This window comes from Stenotrophomonas indicatrix, from assembly GCF_050573115.1.
GTDB classification, from domain to species: Bacteria; Pseudomonadota; Gammaproteobacteria; order Xanthomonadales; family Xanthomonadaceae; genus Stenotrophomonas; species Stenotrophomonas lactitubi_A.
Window position 1 is genome coordinate 509,205 of the sequence record NZ_JBNYZT010000001.1, and the last position, 17,846, is coordinate 527,050.

At 66.3% G+C, this 17,846-nt stretch carries 17 protein-coding genes; 5 read left to right on the forward strand and 12 right to left on the reverse strand.

The features are described 5' to 3' along the window. Nucleotides 1–407 precede the first annotated feature (407 nt). Nucleotides 408–1,895: a glycine betaine/L-proline transporter ProP gene (gene proP / locus ACQ5SA_RS02270; RefSeq protein WP_108267459.1), complete on the forward strand. Its 1,488-nt coding sequence runs from the start codon at nucleotides 408–410 to the stop codon at nucleotides 1,893–1,895. Nucleotides 1,896–1,944: 49 nt separating this feature from the next. Here the strand turns inward: proP and ACQ5SA_RS02275 are convergent, their stop codons facing one another. The 10 genes from ACQ5SA_RS02275 to ACQ5SA_RS02320 form a co-directional block, all read right to left on the reverse strand. Next, on the reverse strand, nucleotides 1,945–2,544 hold the full coding sequence (locus ACQ5SA_RS02275; protein ID WP_499312413.1) for a hypothetical protein: 600 nt from the start codon (nucleotides 2,542–2,544) through the stop codon (nucleotides 1,945–1,947). A gap of 64 nt (nucleotides 2,545–2,608) precedes the next feature. Then, complete coding sequence (locus ACQ5SA_RS02280) at nucleotides 2,609–3,229, reverse strand: hypothetical protein (RefSeq protein ID WP_499312414.1); 621 nt, start codon at nucleotides 3,227–3,229, stop codon at nucleotides 2,609–2,611. 35 nt (nucleotides 3,230–3,264) lie between these two features. Beyond that, on the reverse strand, nucleotides 3,265–3,918 hold the full coding sequence (locus ACQ5SA_RS02285) for an ATPase (protein ID WP_100552649.1): 654 nt from the start codon (nucleotides 3,916–3,918) through the stop codon (nucleotides 3,265–3,267). 3 nt (nucleotides 3,919–3,921) lie between these two features. After that, nucleotides 3,922–4,263: a type II toxin-antitoxin system prevent-host-death family antitoxin gene (locus ACQ5SA_RS02290; protein WP_089235803.1), complete on the reverse strand. Its 342-nt coding sequence runs from the start codon at nucleotides 4,261–4,263 to the stop codon at nucleotides 3,922–3,924. Nucleotides 4,264–4,355: 92 nt separating this feature from the next. Next, complete coding sequence (locus ACQ5SA_RS02295) at nucleotides 4,356–5,816, reverse strand: surface lipoprotein assembly modifier (RefSeq protein ID WP_499312415.1); 1,461 nt, start codon at nucleotides 5,814–5,816, stop codon at nucleotides 4,356–4,358. Between the two features lie 90 nt (nucleotides 5,817–5,906). After that, complete coding sequence (locus tag ACQ5SA_RS02300) at nucleotides 5,907–6,671, reverse strand: Slam-dependent surface lipoprotein (RefSeq protein WP_488765249.1); 765 nt, start codon at nucleotides 6,669–6,671, stop codon at nucleotides 5,907–5,909. 55 nt (nucleotides 6,672–6,726) lie between these two features. Then, on the reverse strand, nucleotides 6,727–9,834 hold the full coding sequence (locus ACQ5SA_RS02305) for a TonB-dependent receptor (protein WP_499312417.1): 3,108 nt from the start codon (nucleotides 9,832–9,834) through the stop codon (nucleotides 6,727–6,729). 234 nt (nucleotides 9,835–10,068) lie between these two features. Then, nucleotides 10,069–11,022 (reverse strand): FecR family protein, encoded by a 954-nt coding sequence (locus tag ACQ5SA_RS02310; protein ID WP_499312418.1) that lies wholly within the window; start codon nucleotides 11,020–11,022, stop codon nucleotides 10,069–10,071. 82 nt (nucleotides 11,023–11,104) lie between these two features. Beyond that, nucleotides 11,105–11,608, reverse strand: a complete 504-nt coding sequence (locus ACQ5SA_RS02315) for an RNA polymerase sigma factor (protein WP_499312420.1) — start codon at nucleotides 11,606–11,608, stop codon at nucleotides 11,105–11,107. Nucleotides 11,609–11,736: 128 nt separating this feature from the next. After that, the gene (locus tag ACQ5SA_RS02320) at nucleotides 11,737–12,663 is read right to left on the reverse strand and encodes a LysR family transcriptional regulator (protein ID WP_499312422.1); all 927 of its coding nucleotides are present in this window, start codon (nucleotides 12,661–12,663) and stop codon (nucleotides 11,737–11,739) included. Between the two features lie 150 nt (nucleotides 12,664–12,813). Between ACQ5SA_RS02320 and ACQ5SA_RS02325 the strand changes: the two genes are divergently transcribed. From ACQ5SA_RS02325 to ACQ5SA_RS02340, 4 genes are all read left to right on the forward strand, one after another. Continuing rightward, the gene (locus ACQ5SA_RS02325) at nucleotides 12,814–13,680 is read left to right on the forward strand and encodes a pirin family protein (protein ID WP_499312423.1); all 867 of its coding nucleotides are present in this window, start codon (nucleotides 12,814–12,816) and stop codon (nucleotides 13,678–13,680) included. A 70-nt stretch (nucleotides 13,681–13,750) separates the two neighbouring features. After that, a complete protein-coding gene (locus ACQ5SA_RS02330) occupies nucleotides 13,751–14,431 on the forward strand; it encodes a hydrolase (protein ID WP_499312425.1) in 681 nt (226 codons plus the stop codon). Between the two features lie 80 nt (nucleotides 14,432–14,511). Continuing rightward, nucleotides 14,512–15,153: a hydrolase gene (locus ACQ5SA_RS02335; RefSeq protein ID WP_100465563.1), complete on the forward strand. Its 642-nt coding sequence runs from the start codon at nucleotides 14,512–14,514 to the stop codon at nucleotides 15,151–15,153. Nucleotides 15,154–15,233: 80 nt separating this feature from the next. Beyond that, a complete protein-coding gene (locus tag ACQ5SA_RS02340; RefSeq protein ID WP_499312427.1) occupies nucleotides 15,234–15,632 on the forward strand; it encodes an OsmC family protein in 399 nt (132 codons plus the stop codon). A gap of 34 nt (nucleotides 15,633–15,666) precedes the next feature. Here ACQ5SA_RS02340 and ACQ5SA_RS02345 read toward each other — a convergent pair whose 3' ends face one another. Together ACQ5SA_RS02345 and ACQ5SA_RS02350 are read right to left on the reverse strand one after the other, a co-directional pair. Next, nucleotides 15,667–15,996 (reverse strand): hypothetical protein, encoded by a 330-nt coding sequence (locus ACQ5SA_RS02345; RefSeq protein WP_089235815.1) that lies wholly within the window; start codon nucleotides 15,994–15,996, stop codon nucleotides 15,667–15,669. Nucleotides 15,997–16,093: 97 nt separating this feature from the next. After that, complete coding sequence (locus tag ACQ5SA_RS02350) at nucleotides 16,094–17,833, reverse strand: putative porin (protein WP_499312429.1); 1,740 nt, start codon at nucleotides 17,831–17,833, stop codon at nucleotides 16,094–16,096. Nucleotides 17,834–17,846: the final 13 nt, after the last annotated feature.

Genomic DNA, 17,846 nt, shown 5'->3' on the forward strand with positions numbered 1-17,846 from the left:
CTGCGCGTCAGCACCTGTTGCTGGCATGCGGGAAGCACTGCCGACCGGCGCTTCGCTTTCCATCATTGCTTCCCCCTCGCCTTTCCATCGCCTCGCGCTGGATCCCGGCGGATGACGCCTGCGGGCCCTGCCCCGCCTGCCCCCTGCGCCTGCCACCACCACACGTGCACTGACGCGGTCTGACACGTAATCGGACCCATCCGATTGTCCCGCGTTCTGGCAGCGGGCAATGCTTGTTGCGTGCGCGGCGTTTGATCGCACACACCTTTATTGCACACACCTTTCGCCCCGTTCCGGGCCTTCCATTCGATGCCCCTGCGCCTGCTGCGCCAGCATCGCCGTTTCCGACTTTCGGGACATCCGTACCGCCCATTCCACTCCATTTCCATTCTTCCAAGGGAGTCCCCATGCAGGACAACTCCGATGCCCACGCCCATTTCGGCTGGTTCAAACGCCGCCGCCATCTGAAGGTCGACGAGATCACCGTTGTCGACAAGCCCATGCTCAAGCGCGCCGTCGGCGCCGCTGCACTGGGCAATGCCATGGAATGGTTCGACTTCGGTGTCTATGGCTATCTTGCCGTCACCATCGGCCAGGTGTTCTTCCCGTCCAGCAACCCCACCGCGCAGGTGATCGCCGCGTTCGCCACGTTCACCGTGGCCTTCCTGGTACGCCCGCTGGGCGGCATGGTCTTCGGGCCTTTGGGCGACCGCTACGGGCGCCAGAAGGTACTGGCCTTCACCATGATCATGATGGCATTGGGCACCTTCGCCATCGGCCTGATTCCCTCATACGAACGCATCGGCATCTGGGCGCCGGTGCTGCTGCTGCTTGCACGCGTGGTGCAAGGGTTCTCCACCGGCGGCGAGTATGGCGGCGCGGCAACGTTCATTGCCGAGTACTCCACCGATCGCAACCGCGGCCTGATGGGCAGCTGGCTGGAGTTCGGCACGCTGGGCGGCTACATCGCCGGTGCCGGTACGGTCACTGCACTGCACATGCTGTTGAGCAGCGAGCAGATGCTGGACTGGGGCTGGCGCATTCCGTTCCTGGTGGCCGGCCCACTCGGTCTGCTGGGCCTGTACATGCGCATGCGGCTGGAGGAAACGCCGGCGTTCCGCGCCTATGCAGAGGAAGCAGAGAAGCGCGATCACGAGCGCCCGGGCCTGGGTGAGCTGCTGCGTGTGCACGGTCGCCAGCTGATCGTGTGCATGGGCCTGGTGCTGGTGTTCAACGTCACCGACTACATGCTGCTGACCTACATGCCCAGCTACCTGAGCGTGACCATGGGGTATGCCGAGAGCAAGGGTCTGCTGCTGATCATCATCGTGATGCTGGTGATGATGCCGTTGAACATCGTCGGTGGCCTTTTCAGCGACAAGCTGGGCCGGCGCCCGATGATCATCGGCGCCTGCATCGCGCTGCTGGTGCTGGCGGTGCCGAGCCTGCTGCTGGTGGGTAGCGGCAACGACTGGCTGATCTTCCTCGGGCTGATGCTGCTGGGCCTGGCGCTGGTGTGCTTCACCAGTTCGATGCCCTCCACGCTGCCGGCACTGTTCTATACGCCGGTGCGCTACAGCGCGCTGTCCATTGCGTTCAACGTGTCGGTGTCGCTGTTCGGTGGCACCACGCCGCTGGTGACCGCCTGGCTGGTGGAACGCACCGGCGATCCGCTGGTGCCGGCCTACTACCTGATGGGCGCAGCGGTGATCGGCCTGATCACGATGATCTTCGTGAAGGAAACCGCCGGCCTGCCGCTGCGCGGTTCGCCGCCGGCCGTGGGCTGCAACAAGGAGGCGGCCGCGCTGTTGAAGAGCGATGCGCCGGTGACGGTGGACCGCGCCCTGCCGCCGTTGCCGGACGCAGCCGAGCCGGAACAGGTGACCCCGGCCTGAGTGGTTGAGGTGGCGCCAGGTATTGCCTGGCGCTGCCGTCAGCGCAGCGCTAGTCGGCGCGGGCCAGCTTGCCCGGCGTCCAGCGCAGAGTCCAGACATAGTCGCCATCCGGCGGGCAGACATGCTTGTAGCCCACGACATCGCAGGTGCTCGCTCCGGCAACGACCTTGAACGCGACGATGATGCGGTCACCTTCGATCCTGATGGAATGCACGGCACCCGGAATCTGCTCGCCCGCATCATCGCCGTAACCTGACGCGCGGATGGCGGCGAAGTCCTCTGCTTCCACCCGCGACAGGCTCTTGGGGTTTTCCTTGCCGCGTGGATCATCCGCTCCCAGTTCCGTCATCACCGCAATCACATTGCTCTGTGCAAACGAGCCACCCGTATAGGTCGACGTATAGAGATAGATGACCTCTGCATGACCATCACCGTCCAGATCGGCAACGGCGGTCCACACCGGGCGGAAATCACTCTCGATGTCATCGCCAGGGATCAGACGCAGCGACGCTTCGGCTGCGTGGAACGCCTGTACCAGGCTCGGTGGCGATGCGGTCGACGCCGCAGATGCCGGGTTACCGCCAACCAGCGTGCAAAGTGCGAATACGGCGGGCAACAGGATGGAACGGGAAAATGCAGGTCCGTGCATGGTGTTCTCCTTGGTGAATGCCCTGCATCCGCCGGGCATTGCCCGGCGCTGCCGGTGATGCGGATTACTCGGCGCGGGTCAGCTTGCCCGGGGTCCAGCGGTACACCCAGGCATGCTGCCCTTCCGGTGGGCAAGCGACCTTGCCACGCACGCACAGCTTTGAATTGCGGGTGCTGTTGAAGGTGACACGGATACGGTCGCCGTCCATGGTGATCGTTTCCATGTCGCCGGGAATGTGCACGGCAGCGTCATCGGCGTAGCCGGACGCGCGGATCAACGCGTAGGTTTCGTCGTCATAGGCGGATTTTCCCGGTGACGCGGCCTGGACCCGTACATCGCCTTCGGCCAGCGGGGTCATCACCACCAGTTCGTTGAGCTGCATCGCGCTGCCGGTCTGGGTCGCGGTGTAGAGATAAACGATTTCCGCGCGCCCATCGCCATCAAGGTCGGCATTGCCGGCCCACAGCGGGCGGTAGTCGTACTGGCTGTCGGTGCCCGGGTGCAAGCGCAGGGACGCCTCGGCTGCACGACGTGCCTTGTCGTAGCTCATCGGCTCGTTCTTCGCCTCGTCCTTGGCGTCAGCCGGCGTTGCATCCTGGGCAAGCAGCGGCGCCGCCACCGCCAATGCCATGGCCGCCACCAGCGCGCGCAGGCCAATGGCCTGCCAGTGCTTCCGCTCGTACATCCCTGTCCCTCGATCAATGAATCTGCGGAGTCGGATCATCGCACAGGCGGGCCGGCAAGCGGCGTGCTGTCGGCATGCAGTTCCATCGCGCGCATGACGATGGGCTTGGCCCAGTCCGGGGTGTGCAGCAGCTCCACCACCGACACCGGATACTGCAGGCCCTGCCGATCCAGCGCCAGCACCGGCAAGGGGGCAACACGTCCGTAGCGATCCGCTGGCGCGCTGTTGTCATACACATGCAGTTCGGCCAGGTGCGGCATCAATGCCAGCAGGTTCTCGCGGGCGGAGTCGAAACGTGCGCGGATCTTGTCCTGCGGAATGTCGTGACCACCCCCAGCAACGCGGGCCGCAACGCGGGCCACGTGCAGTTCGACAGTGGCCAACCCGCAGAACCAGATCGCCACGTCATGCTGGCTGCAGGCCTCCCGCAACAGACGCGGAATGGTGTTGCCGCCCAAGGTGGTTTCAAAGGCGAAGTCGCTGCCGTCGGCGATCGCCTGGCGCAGCCGTCGTGCGCCCTCCTGCCACGCTTCAGCGTTGGCTTCGGCCAACGGCCAGCCCGCCTCCACCAGCCGTCGGGTGAAGCTGTCCGGGTTGTACCAGCCCAGGCCGTCGGCCTCCAGCCAGGTCCCGAGCAGCGAACTCTTGCCGGCGCCGTTGACGCCGGCCAACGCCAGGATCCGCCCCATGAGTCAGAGCGGACGGCCGAGCGCGACCTTGTGGCCGCGGCGGATCGGCTTGCCCATCACCTTGCCCAGCCCCTCACCCTGCTGCAGCCCGGCCAGCGCCTGGTCGAACTCGGTACGCAGGCGCGAGAGCACGTCGCTGCGCTCTTCGGTGTCGCTGCCGCTGGCCCTGGCCAGCAGCTCCTGGTAGGTCTTGATGTCCACGATCACCGCTTCGGGGTGATTGTGGTTGGTGATGACCAGCGCCTGCTTCTCGCGCACGGTACGCATCAGGCTGGGCCAGCCACGGGTCTTGACCGAGGATGCCGGGGCCTTGTCGAGGCCGGGCAGGTCGAGCGGGAGGGTCATGGCACGGCTCCAGCGGAAGGATATGAGGCCACTATACCCAATTTGGCCAAATTGGGGATAAATGGACCGTCCCGCCCTCCCGCCCCGACGGGTCAGAACGCCCGCTCCCATTTCAGGCTCAACAGGCTGCGGTCGTGGCTGTACAGCCAGTCCACGTTGCTGTCGATGCGCGCGTAACGCAGGCTCAGGCTGGGCACCAGCCCGGCTACGGCCAGGCGCTCGCTGCGCACGATGGCGATCAGGTTCTGCTCGCTGTCCAGCCGACGCGCTTCCAGCAACGGGCTCCAGGCATCGTAGTCCCGCTCGCGCAGCGACACGAACACGGTGGCCGTGGTGCCGCTCCACTGGCGCGCTGCGCCCAGGCGCAGGCCGCGTTGCCGGTAGCCATTGGCGGGATCGGCGGCACTGCTGTCACTCAGGTCGACCCCGGCAAACACCGTCCAGCGCGGGTTGAGCGCACGGAACCAGGTGGCATAGATCGCCGCCAGTTCACCGTCGTAGTTGCTGGCCAACCCCTGCTGTCGATAGCGCTGGCGCTTCCAGTCGGCTTCCAGCTTCAGCAGGCTGCGTGCATCGACGGCGAACTGCCATTCGCCATGCAGGCCGGCACCGCCCTGCAGCGCGTGGTTGCCCAGCCCCTGGTAATCGTAGCTGGGTGCAAGCAGTACGGTATGCCGCGCGCTGCGCCAGCTGTAACCCGCCTGCACGCTGGCATTGAGCTCGTTGTAGTCGCTGTGCCCGCGCCACGCCTGGCCGAACGCCAGCCCGCGCAGGTACAGCCCATGGTGGCCGGACAGCGGCAAGCGCCGTTCCAGGCTGGCGTCATAGTCCAGGCCGAACGCTGCCTGTGCATCGGGCAACCGGCGTTCGATGAAACAAGTGGTGCCGTCACCGAACAGGCAGGTGCGGCTGGCCGAGCTGCGGTTGATGTTGTCGCTCCAGGCGGGGCCAGCGGCGATCCCTCCCTTCCAGCGCTGGCGCGCCTGCAGGGCCTGCAGGTAGCCGTCCACCCGCGTACGCACGCCCGTCGTTGCAGGGTCGTCGCCATCGATGCCGGCTGCGATCGCCCCGAACAGGGCGATGGCATCGCGGTCGCGCTGGTCTTCGGCGTAGACACGCGCCAGTTCCAGCCGCGCCGGCAGGAAGTCCGGCTGCGCGGGGAGCACGGCCTCGTATTCGGCGGCGGCCCTGCGGTGCTGGCCAGCCACCCGCGCCACCGCGCCCTGCGCGTAGTGGCGCAGCAGCGGATCGTGGCCGGGCAGCTCAATGTACTCCGCCAGGAAGGCGGCCACGGCCTGCCATTGCTGGTGCTGCAGCGAGAGATAGAGCGCCTGGCCGAGGTCGTCGACAGTGCGCTCCACGCGGTACTGCTGGCCATCGAGGGTGATGGTCGGCCGCTCGTGCTCGGCCTGGCGCAGGCGTTGCTGATCCTGCTGCTGATGACGCAGCTCGCTGCCCTGTTCGAGCACGCGGCGCAGGTCATCCTGCTGGGCGCGGGCATCATTGAGCGGCCATGCCAGCAGCAGGACGACAAGAAAGAGAAGGTGGCGCATGTTCGATCCGGTTGAAGCACTATCGCGGGCCGAAGCAGGGACTGGCGGATCGCGGCTTGTCCCTGCCCTGCCCCGTCAGGGGCGTGGCGATCAGTTCTTGCTGCCGCCGAAGGCGGTGTCGTACTGGCTGTTGCCGGCGAAGGTGGCGATGCCGGCCAGGGTGGCGGCGTTGGCGCCGAAGAACTGGCCCTGACTGGTGCCGGCAACCGTACCGTTGGCCGTGGCCGAACCGGCGAACGACGCGTTGGCGCTGTTGATCGATGCAGCCACGGCCACGGTCAGGCCCGAGCCGGCCAGCGCGCCGTTGAGGCGGCCGGTGCCGAAGTCAGCGCGGAAGGTACCGCTGAGCAGGTTGCTGCCGTTGAACTTGTTGAGGCCTGCGACGGCGTAGGTGGCCACGCCTGCCGGCAGCGTGGTGCCCGCGCGGTCACCGGCGAAATAGACCTGGCGGTTGTTGAAGCCGCCAGCCGCGCCATCCTTGGACCATTCGCCGAACCAGACATCGCCGCTACCGACCTTGACGAAGTTGAAGTGGCCCATGCCGGCGTGGCTGCCCGGGGTGCCGGTGATCGGCATGGCGAGGGTGCGCACGGTGGTGCCGTTGATGACGGTGGGTGCCGAGTAGGCGCTCAAGCCCTGGAAGTCCACACGCGTGCCACCCGAGACGGTGCCGACGCCAATACCGGCCTTGCCTGCCGAGTGCGGGCCACCATTGACCTGCGATTCGCCGACGTTGACGTTCAACTGCGGATCGGTGACGGCGCTGGCCGCACCGACGATATCGGCAGCGTGGGCGGCACCGGCCAGGGCCAGGCTGGCGGCGACGGCAAGCAGGGAACGGGAGATCATTTTCATGGAAAAACTCCTTGGATTGAGGGAACTACAGGTACAACGCTTGCAACGGTGGAACTCAGAAGCGCGCAGTGAGCGCAAGCTTGACGGTGCGACCCGGCGCCGGCAGCGTGGAGCGCGTGGCCGGGTCGACGTAATAGCGGTTGCCGAGATTGCTGCCGACCAGTTCAACGCTGGCGTGGTCGTTGAAGCGCCAGCGCGCATAGGCATCCACGGTGGTGATGTTTCCCCAGGTGAACGGCACGTTCTGCCAGAGCAGGCTGCTGCCACCTGCCAGCAGACGATCGCGGTAGACCTGCAGGTCGGGGTTGTCGTGACGCCGGTAGTGCACGATGCGGCTGCCCAGTTCCAGCCGCTCATCGAACAGGCGCGTGCCCAGTGACAGATTCACCGACAGCTTGGGAATCGCCTGGGTCAGCAGGTAGCCACCCACGAAACCGTCCTGTACGCAGTTCGGCACCAGCCCGCGGTTGGCGTCGAGCAGCACCGCGCTGCTCTCGTCGCACACCTCGTTTTCCAGCGTGCGCGCGATACCCAGGTCGCTGAAAAAGCGTCGATTGTCGAAGCGCGCCTGCAGTTCGATGCCACGGATGGTCTGCTTGTCGATGTTGTCGAACAGGAAGTAGGCGTCGCGCTCGATCACATCGCGCGTCTTGTGCACGTAGTAGGCCAACTTGACGTCGGCATCGGCGGTGCCGCCGAACAACGCGGAGAGATTATGTACATAGCCCAGCTCGTAGTTGTAGGCGTGCTCGGGCTTGAGCGCATACAGCGGATTGAGGCTGCTGGAGAAGGCAATGGTGCTCTCGAACATGCTCGGGAAGCGCACCGCCTCGCTGTAACGCAGGTAGATGCGCGCGGCCGGCGACAGGTTTACCGTTGCCGAGAAGGTGGGCAGCCAGGCATGGTCGCGACGGCGGGTATTGCGTCCATCCACCGGCCGCGACTGCACTGTGTTGCGGATGCTGCAGACCTGGTCGCTGCCGGGGAACAACGGCAGCGCGCCGGGGATGGCAGCCACTTCGCCATTGAGGCACGGATTGGTGGCACGGGAGTAGTTGCCGTCGGCATCGGGCAGCCAGGCGATGGTGTGCTCCACCGGCTGTGGCGTCTGGTAACTCTGCAGCAGGCCACGGATCGCATCGTCGACGAACCAGCCCATGCCGATGCTCTCCCAGAAGGCGCGCTCGGTTTCGAGCGAATCCACCTGCGCCTGCACGCTGGCTGGGCGCTCCGGCAGCTCATTGACCCGGTAGCTCGCCTGCTTGCCGCCCACCCCGCGGGTCAGCAGTTCGGGATGCTCGCCGAGGAAGTCATCAAAGGCCCAGTAGCGGCTGTAGCGCACGCCGGCATTGAGGGTGAGGAAATCGACCGGCCGCCATTCCAGGCTCAGGTAGCCCTCGCCTTCCTGGCGCCGCCCGGCGCGCGGGTACATGCGCCAGCCGTCGGTCACGCCGAAGTACGGATCGCCTGAACGCAGCGTTTCATACTGCCAGTTGCCGCCCACGGTCAGGTCAAGCGTGGAATGCAGGCCGAAGCGGTTGCTCAGGGTCAGACCGGTACGGTCGTTGCGGGCATTGGCCAGAGCGGTGTTGCGCAGGATCGGGCTGCGGCTGGAATCCCAATCAGGGTTGCCCGAGGCGAAGTTGGGGAAACCGCCGGCGGTGTAGGTATCGCTGTTGGTTTCAGTCCGCCACAGATTGGCACGCAGGTCGAGCCAACGACTGCCGGCCGGCTGCCAGCGGTATTCCAGGTTCCAGGCATCGGAATCGACCCGGCTGAGCGGCCACTGGATGCGCCCGTAATCCGGTGCGGACAGGATGCGCGAGGGCATGATCTCGCCATAGTGCGAGAGCGTGTGCCGCCAGGTGGCCTTGAGCTGCTGATCGTCGGTGATCTGCCAGGTGGCCTTCAGCAGCCACGACTCCTGTTCGCTGGACGTGTTGGGGACTTCATCACCCGGCTTGAAGTAGCGCGCCAGCGTGGTGATGTAATCGATGCCCTGGTATTCGTACTGCTCGCGCGGGTCCTGGTCGTAGTAGGCACTGCCCTTGCTGCCCGAAAAATAGTTGCCGCGCTTGCGCCACGCGTAGGCCGCCATCACGTCCACCCGCTCACCGCGCCAGCCCAGCGCCAGGCGCCAGGCCTGGTCATCGCCATCGAGCGGGTTGTCACCGCTGCGCGATTTCACCGGCACCACCAAGGTGCGGTCAGCATAGGGCGAGTTCGGCGACTGCTGCGGGAAGCCATCCACCGTGCGGTAGTCCTCACCGGTGTGCAGCCGTGGCAGCCGCGGTGACACCGCATTGCTGCTGCCTTCGATCTTCAGCTCCCCGCCGAAGCGCTCGCCGGCCGGCACGATGTCGTCGACGTCGAGGGTCTTGATGACCATCGCTCCGCCGATACCGCTGTGTACATCGCGCACCAACGCTGGCCCCTTGATGACCTGGATGCCACCAATCAGGTTGGGATCGATGTAGTTGCGGTTGCTGACGCCGTTGTAGCCCCGCCATACGGTCAGCGCCTGTTCGCCACCGTCGATGCTGACCGGCACCCGTCCCGGCCCCTGGATGCCGCGGATGTTGAGGTCCAGCGCGCCGCTGTTGCGGGCGTCGCCGCTGAACACACCGACCAGGTCCTTGACCACGTCGGCCGGGTTGGCGCCGCGATAGCGCTCCACGCGTTCGCGCCCGGAATAGGCCGTGCTCAGGTCGAGCGCGAACACGTCGTCGTATCCCCAACGATCACGTGCTTCGCCGCCGTCGGCCTGCAGGCGCCCGCCCACTTTCAGGGTGTCGGTGACCACCACCCCGCCGTCAGCGGCGGCCTGCAGGGTCCAGGTGCCGCCCGGTTCCTGCTGCGCGCGCAGGCCACTGCCCTGCAGCAACTGGTCCAGTGCTTCGGTGGGGCTGTACTGGCCCTGCACTGCACGCGAGCGCCGCCCTTCCACCAGATCGCTGCGGAACACCACCTGCACCTGCGACTGGCGGCCGAAGCTGCGTACTGCGTCGGCCAAGGCCTGTTCGGGAATGGCATACGTGCGTACGGAGGCGGTAGTGGCCTGGGCATGGGCGGTCGGCGCCCATGCGAAGGGAACCAGTGCCGTGGCGATTGCAAGGGCGAGGACGGTGGCGCGGCGATGACGGGCGGATGCCGGGAACGGCATGAACGGTGACTCCTCAAGGTGGCGGGACCGTGCGCACATCGGGTGCACGCGGTTCGGTTGGCTTGAGAAGAAACGCGGTTTCGCTCTGGCTATACCACTAAAGACACGGTGGGGCCGGATCTGCCCACGGTTTTTTTGGTTGATCGGCAGATCATCCACGCATGGCGTGGATCTACCCGGGCTCTTGATAGATCCACGCCATGCGTGGATGGGCCCACCCGCAACCCCTCGACATCACCACAACAACAACGCGCCGCCCGGCAGACGCTGGCTGCGCAGGCCGGCCTGCTGTGCCACGGCGGCAATCGCCGCATCCGGCTGCTGCAGATGGAACAAGCCGCTCACCGCCACCTGTGCGCCCTGCCCGCGCAGAACCCAGACCGGCGCACGCCGATAGCGGGCAAGGCGCTCGATCGCCTGTTGCGCAGGCAGATCATCAATGACGATCTCGCCGCGTCGCCACGGTGCGATGGCCTCCACATCGGTCAGCTGCAGAGGCTGCAGCCAGCGGCCATCACGGAACGCGCGTGCCTGCCCGGCCTGCAACCGCTGCGCAGCGACATGTCCCGGCCGGATCTCGACTTCGCCCTGGCTGACCTCGGTGGTCACCACGGCATCCTGCAATGCAACGCTGAAGGCCGTGCCGATGTCACGGACCTCGCCACCACCGGCCTCCACCCGGAACGGTCGTGCTTCGTGCGCGACCTGGAACCAGGCGCTGCCACGCAGCAACTGCAGGCGGCGCTGGCCGGCGCTGAAATCAAGCGCCAGCGCGCTGCCTGCATCCAATATGGCAGTGCTGCCATCCTGCAACTGCACCGTGCGCGGCGCATTGCCGCTGCGCACATCGCTTCGGACCAGCAGCCACGCCTGCGGCCCCGCTGTCACCGAAAGCAGCAGCACCGCCGCACTGGCCAGCAGCCAGGGCAGTCGACGACGTGCCTGCAGCGGCCGCAGCGCGGGTTCGGCGGTCAGTTCCGGAAGCGCAGCCAGGACATCCGGACCGGCGGCATCCAGGCCTTGCCAGAAGGCCTGCTGCTGGCGCCAGGCATCGGCATGCCGGGAATCGGCCTGCAGCCAGCGTTGCAGGGCGCGTTGCTGGCGCTCCGGCAACCGGCCCGCATTGCACCGTATCACCCAGCGCAACGCCTGCCTGGCCTGACGCGGCGAGGGTATGGACGTAGTCATGATTGTGGCCTGCGGCACCACCAACGGGTGCGCCTTACAGTTGAGACAACGGCGAGCGGCATCTGCCCACGGCACCTGCAGGTCATGCGTGGCTTCCCCGCTGCTGTTGCTGGATGAGCAGGGCCGCGCGCAGCACGTACTTGCCCACCACACTCTTGGAAATACCCAGGCGCATGGCGATCTCGCGCTCGCTCAGGCCCAAGTAACGGTTGAGCACGAAGCACTCGCGCACCTGTGGCGGCAGCGCCAGGATGGTCTGGCTGATCTCGCGCAGCTGGGCCTGGTCCAGCGCCTGCGCCTCGCCATCATTGCTGGCATCGGCCAGGTCGCTGGCGTACTCCGCCATCGCCCGCCGTTCGCGTGCGTCGGCCTGGCTGCGGTTGAGCGCGTGGTGATAAGCCATGCGGTACAGATACCCGCGCGGTTCCAGGATCGGCGGGTCGCCGGGCACGCTGCTGGCCTTCAGATAAAGGTTCTGCAGGGTGTCCTCGGTACTGGCCGGGTCGAGGTAGCGGGCAATGAAGCGGGACAACGCACGGCGCTCGCGGATCAACAGCTCGATCAGCGCCAGGGCATTGGGAGACATAAGTGCCAAGGCCGGACCGGGGAATGATGGGCGTGATGGCGACGGTCCGGACGTGGATTGTGGGCCGCGCGGCGATGCGCGGCAAGCGAATCCCCGAACCTCATCCATGCATTGCGTGGATGTGTTGCCTACGGTTCCTGCAGCGCCTCGAAGCGCTCGGCCAGGTAGTCGATCAACGCGCGCACCGCCGGCAGCAGGCCGCGCCGTGAGGGGAACACGGCATGCACGATGCCGTGCCTGGGCTGCCACTGCGGCAGGATCGGCACCAGCGCGCCGCTGGCCAGTTCGTCGGTGATCATCATCCGCGGCAGCATCAGCACGCCGACACCTGCCACCGCTGCACTGCGCAGGGCGATCATGTCATCGCTGACCAGCCGCGGGCGGTGGTGCACGCTGGCCGTCACCTCCTCTGGCCCGGCGTATTCCCAGGCATGCACCTGTGCTGGCGATGCCAGGTCCACGGTCGGCATCATCGCCAGATCGGCCGGCACCTTCGGCGTACCCAGGCGCTTGAGCAGGGTCGGACTGGCAGCGGTGCACCAGACGCGACGGGCCAGCACGCGCACCACCAGATCACTGTCTTCCAAGGGTGGCGGGCGCACACGGATGGCCACGTCCACGCCCTCGCCCACCACGTCCACGCGACGGTTGGTGGCATCCAGTTGCAGGGTCACCTGCGGATGCAGGGCCAGGAAGTCGGCCAGCATGTCGCCAATGCGCGCGTGCAGCAGTGCGATCGGACAGGCCAGCCGCAGAGTACCCCGTGGCTCGGCGCGTGACAGCGCGATGGCCTCCTCGGCGGCTTCGGCCTCCACCAGCATCGCCTTGCAGTGCCGGTAGTAGTCCTGGCCGATCTCGGTGACCGAAAAGCGGCGGGTGGAACGTTGGATCAGACGGACCCCCAGCCGTTCCTCCAGCAAGGCAATGCGGCGGCTGAGCTTGGACTTGGGCATGGCAAGTGCACGCCCTGCCTGCGAGAAGCCGCCATGCTCGACCACCATGGCGAAGTAGAAGAGGTCGTTGAGGTCGCAGCGGCGGATGTCGGCGATGAACACGGGACGATCTCCTGCGGCCCTTGCCGGGCCTTCATCGTTCACGAAATAGGACTATGACGGCAAATTCTGCCGACTACCGAGGCCATTGTCACGGCGATATCGTCTCCGCAACGAAAAACAGCGACCGGTTGCCCCGGTCAGGAGATCGCCATGAAGCGTGTCACCGGTACCTACAGCGCCCCCCGCCCGCATTGGGTGGGCGACGGCTTCCCCGCCCGTTCGATGTTCTCCTACAACACCCACGGCCAGCACCTGAGCCCGTTCCTGCTGCTGGACTACGCCGGGCCGTACAGCTTTCCGCCCAGCGAGACCCCGCGCGGGGTCGGCCAGCATCCGCATCGCGGCTTCGAGACCGTCACCATCGTCTACGAAGGCGAAGTCGCCCATCGCGACTCGACCGGCGCCGGCGGCACCATCGGCCCGGGTGACGTGCAGTGGATGACCGCTGCCTCCGGCATCCTCCATGAAGAATTCCACACACCGGAATTCAGCAAGCGCGGCGGCACGCTGGACATGGTGCAGCTGTGGGTGAACCTGCCGGCCAAGGACAAGATGGGCGCGCCGGGCTACCAGACCCTGCTCGATGCGCAGATTCCTTCGGTGGCACTGCCCGATGGCGCCGGCCGCGTACGCGTCATCGCTGGTGCATTCGATGGCCATGCTGGACCGGCTCGTACCCATACCCCCATGGATGTGTGGGACATCCGCCTGCTGCAGGGCCAGCACGCCGAATTGCCGGTGGCCGATGGCCGCACCCTGGCGCTGGTGGTGCTGAAGGGCACGGTGCGGATCAACGGCGGCCAGGCAGTCGGCGAAGCACAGCTGGTGACCTTCGACCGCAGCGGCGACGACGTGTTCATCGACGCCGACAGCGACGCCACCGTGCTGCTGCTCAGCGGCGAACCGATCGACGAGCCGGTGGTGGGCTATGGGCCGTTCGTGATGAACACCCAGGCCGAGATCAGCCAGGCCGTCAACGACTTCAACGGCGGCCGCTTCGGCCAGATCGCGCACTGATCCAGTGCCTTGCGGCGGGCAACCGGCCCGCCGCATTCCGGGCTTTCGCCCCCTAACCAGGAAACTGACCATGAGTACCCCCTCCAACTTCAACGGCGCCCGCCCGGTGATCGACCCGGATAACGCCGCGATGCTGCTTATCGACCACCAGAGTGGCCTGTTCCAGACCATCGGTGACATGCCGTTCACGTCCGTGCGCGCGCACGCCACCGCACTGGCGAAGATGGCCACGCTGGCGAAGATGCCGGTGATCACCACCGCGTCGGTACCGCAGGGACCGAACGGTCCGCTGATCCCGGAGATCCACGACGCCGCACCACATGCGCAGTACGTGGCACGCCGCGGCGAGATCAATGCGTGGGACAACCCCGAGTTCGTCGCCGCGGTGAAGGCCACCGGCCGCAAGCAGCTGATCATCGCCGGCACCATCACCAGCGTATGCATGGCCTTCCCCTCCATTGCCGCCGTCGCCGACGGCTACCAGGTGTTCGCGGTGGTCGATGCCTCCGGCACCTACTCGAAGATGGCCGAGGAAATCACCTTGGCGCGCGTGGTGCAGGCCGGCGTGGTGCCGATGGATACCGCTGCGGTCGCCTCGGAAATCCAGCGCACCTGGAACCGTGAGGACGCCCAGCAATGGGCTGCGATCTACACGCAGATCTTCCCCAACTACCAGTTGCTGATCGAGAGCTACCAGAAGGCGCAGGACGTGCAGAAGCACCACGAGCAGCTGGATTCGCAGCGCAGCTGAGCCCACTGCATCCACGGCGATTTCCGCCTGCCGGCACGCCACCGGCTCCACCGCAAGCCAACCCCGACCAGGACACCCTCATGGCCAGTGAACCGATCCGTGACCCCGTCAGCGACCACCTGCTGACGCCGCAGAATTCCGCCTTCATCATCATCGACTACCAGCCGGTACAGGTGAACTCCATCGCATCGATGGACCGCCAGCTGCTGGTCAACAACATTGTCGGCACCGCCAAGGCGGCGGTCGCCTACGGCCTGCCGATCGTGCATTCGACCGTGAACGTGCAGACCGGCCTGAACAAGCCGCCGATCCCGCAGCTGCGCAAGGTGCTGGGCGACTACCCGACCTACGACCGCACCACCATCAACTCCTGGGAAGACGTCGAGTTCCGCAAGGCCGTGGCAGCCACCGGCCGCAGGAAACTGATCATGACCGCGCTGTGGACCGAAGCCTGCCTCACCTTCCCGGCACTGGATGCGCTGAAGGAAGGCTATGAGGTCTACGTGGTGGTCGATGCGGTGGGCGGCACCTCGCTGGCCGCGCATGATGCCGCGCTGCGCCGCATCGAACAGGCCGGGGGCCAGTTGATCAGCGTGACGCAGCTGTTCTGCGAACTGCAGCGCGACTGGGTACGGGCGGAGACGGTGCCGGCCTTCATGAATCTCTTCATCGAAACCGGTGGTACCGCCGGCATCCAGTTCTCGTACGATCGTACGGAGTGATTCCGTGGCGGCTCCGGCGTCGGCTGGCGCCGCCTTCTCCTGCAGCCGGGCATGGCTCGGCGCTACAACCGGGGATTCCCATGGCCTACGCACGCATTGTTTCAACCGCCGACAACTACCTGCACCACATCAGCAACGGCCATTTCGATGTTGCGACCGATGAGCCCGCCTCGCTCGGTGGCCAGGGCAAGGGCTTTGCCCCGTTCGACCTGTACCTGGCCTCGCTGGCCGCGTGTACCGCCATCACCCTGCGCATGTATGCCCAGCGCAAGGGCTGGGAGCTGGGCGAGTTCCACGCCGAGCTGCGTTCCGAACGCGATGCGGACGGGCGCTTCCATGTGCACCGTGTGCTGCATGCCACCGCCGAGCTGAGTGATGCGCAGTGGCAGCGCCTGCTGGAGGTGGTGGAAAAGACCCCGGTGACGCTGGTGATGCGCGAGGGTGCACGGATCACCAGCGAGCGCGGGGCGGCAGCATAAGCCCATCCACGCATGGCGTGGATCTACTGGCCCCTCAACGCCGTGAATGCAGCACGGTGCGCTGGCGCATGGCGTTGAACTCCTGTTCGACCTGCTGGATGTCTTCGGCCTGGAAGCCGGCGGCATCGAGCAGCTGATCGGCGGCAGCGGCAGCCAGCGGATCATCCTCGCGCTGCCGCCAGCAGCGTGCCGGCAGGAAATAGCCGACCTCGCTGCGCCCGCGCATGATGACGACCGGGCGCCCTGCATACAGCAGGAATTCGGCCAGGTGCTGGCGCAACCCCTCCACCGAGACATAGGCCGGCCCGATGCCCAGTGTCTGTGCGGCGGGCTCGGAACTCTCGAACAGCTTGCGACGGCTCATCCACTCCTCCTTTGTGCAACGCGTGGTCTTCCTTCCTTAGACGGGCGCATCGCCGCGCCCCCGCCACGCCTGTCGTGACTGCGGTCACGCTGTCCGATCAGAAACCGGTGTTGAACTCCAGCTGGAAAACGTCGATCGACAACGGCGGGCCCGACACTTCCTTGGCCGCCATCCACTTGCCGCTGATCCAGCTGCGCGCATCCAGCGCATAGGCACCGCCGACGTAGTAGCCGCGCGCATTGGTGCCGCCCAGGTGGAAGTTCGGATCGTTGTAGGCGTCAGGCAGCGCATCGGCCTCGATCCGCTTGTAGCCCAGCAGGGCCTGCCACTGGCCCTTCTCCTTCAGCTCGGTGGCACCGAAGGTGGCCTGCAGCATCCAGGCGGTGTCGCCGCTGCGGAAGGTATCGATGCTGGCAGTGCCACCGGCGCCATAGTTGTTGACGATGCCGTTGTTGGCCCGGGCGAACATGGCCTGCTTGTCATAGGCGAGGTTGCGGATGTAGTCCGCGTCCAGGCGCATGCCGATGTCCTGCGCAAGCTGTGTATCCCAGCGCAGGTTGAAGGTCGCCAGACGGAATGCCGAGGCCAGGCCCACGTACTGCGGCGTGGGCGTGTTGGCCGGATCCAGCGGATTGCGGGCGATATCGCGGATCAGCATCAGGGTGTTGCCCTTCTGCATGAACGCCGGCCGCGACCAGTCGGTATCGCAACCGACGGCGCCTGCATACAGCGCGCACGGCGACGACAGGCGCCCACTGATGTTCTTGAAATCGTAGTAGCCCAGCGCTGCACGCAGGCTGTTGTCATCGTTGAAGCGCCAGTTCACCCCCACCTGTGCACCGGACAGCCACTTGTTCTCGTTGGGCGTCTTCACCCGGCTCTGGCTGGGAGCGCTGTCGGAGGTGTACTCCAACGGCACCACCGCCAGGTTGCCGAACAGGCCGACGTCGTCAGCGATGTCGTACCTGAGGTTGGCCGCCAGGCCATCGAAGTTCAGGTCGTTGGAGAACAGCGTGTCGCTGGTCCAGAATGGATTGCCGAAGCGTCCGCCACGCACCGTCACCCAGTCGGCCGGGCTGTAGGCCAGCCATGCCTGGTCCAGCCACACGTCCTTCTTGCCCAGGCCGCCGCCCAGCTGTTCGGTGGTGGACACCGGCCCGTTGCTGCTGCCGCTGGCCAGGCGCACGCCTGCGGTGGTGTGCTCGCCGATCATCGCTTCGACGCCCAGCCGTGCCCGGATGCGCCACAGATTGCGGCGGTCCTGGCGGGTATTGAGCAGCGGCGGCAGCTGCAGGTTGGTATTGTTGTTGGTATCGAAACCGCTGCCGGCATTCACCGAGGCCCAGTTGGTTTCGATGTCGCTGTTGCGCTCGGAGTAGAAGCGCGACTCGCTGCGCACGCGCATGTCACCGGTGACCTTGATGCGCTTGGTCCACTCGGCCACCTCGTTCGGCGCGGCCCAGCCCTCGGCTTTGGCCTGCGCCATCACGTCCTGGCGCACTTCATCGCGGATGCCATCACGCACGCTCTGCGGCACGTACGGTACGCGCACGTCGCCCGCTTCCAGCGCCACGCCGCCGCTGTTGGCTGCGCCGCTCGCAGTGACACGTTGCGCAGCCGCCGCTTCTGCTTCGGCCTGTACCAGCAGGGCCTGGCCGTCTTCGGGCTTGAGTGCGCCACTGGCGATCAGGCCCCTGATCAGCTTGACCATGGTGGTTTCGGCCGCCATCGCACTGGCGGGCACGGCCAGGCTTAGCAGTACGGCGCAGCACAGCAGCGCCCGTCGGGCCGGCCGCGGGCGGCGGGATGCGGTTCGAGCGCGGTCGTGGTCGTTCATCACGGTTCTCATC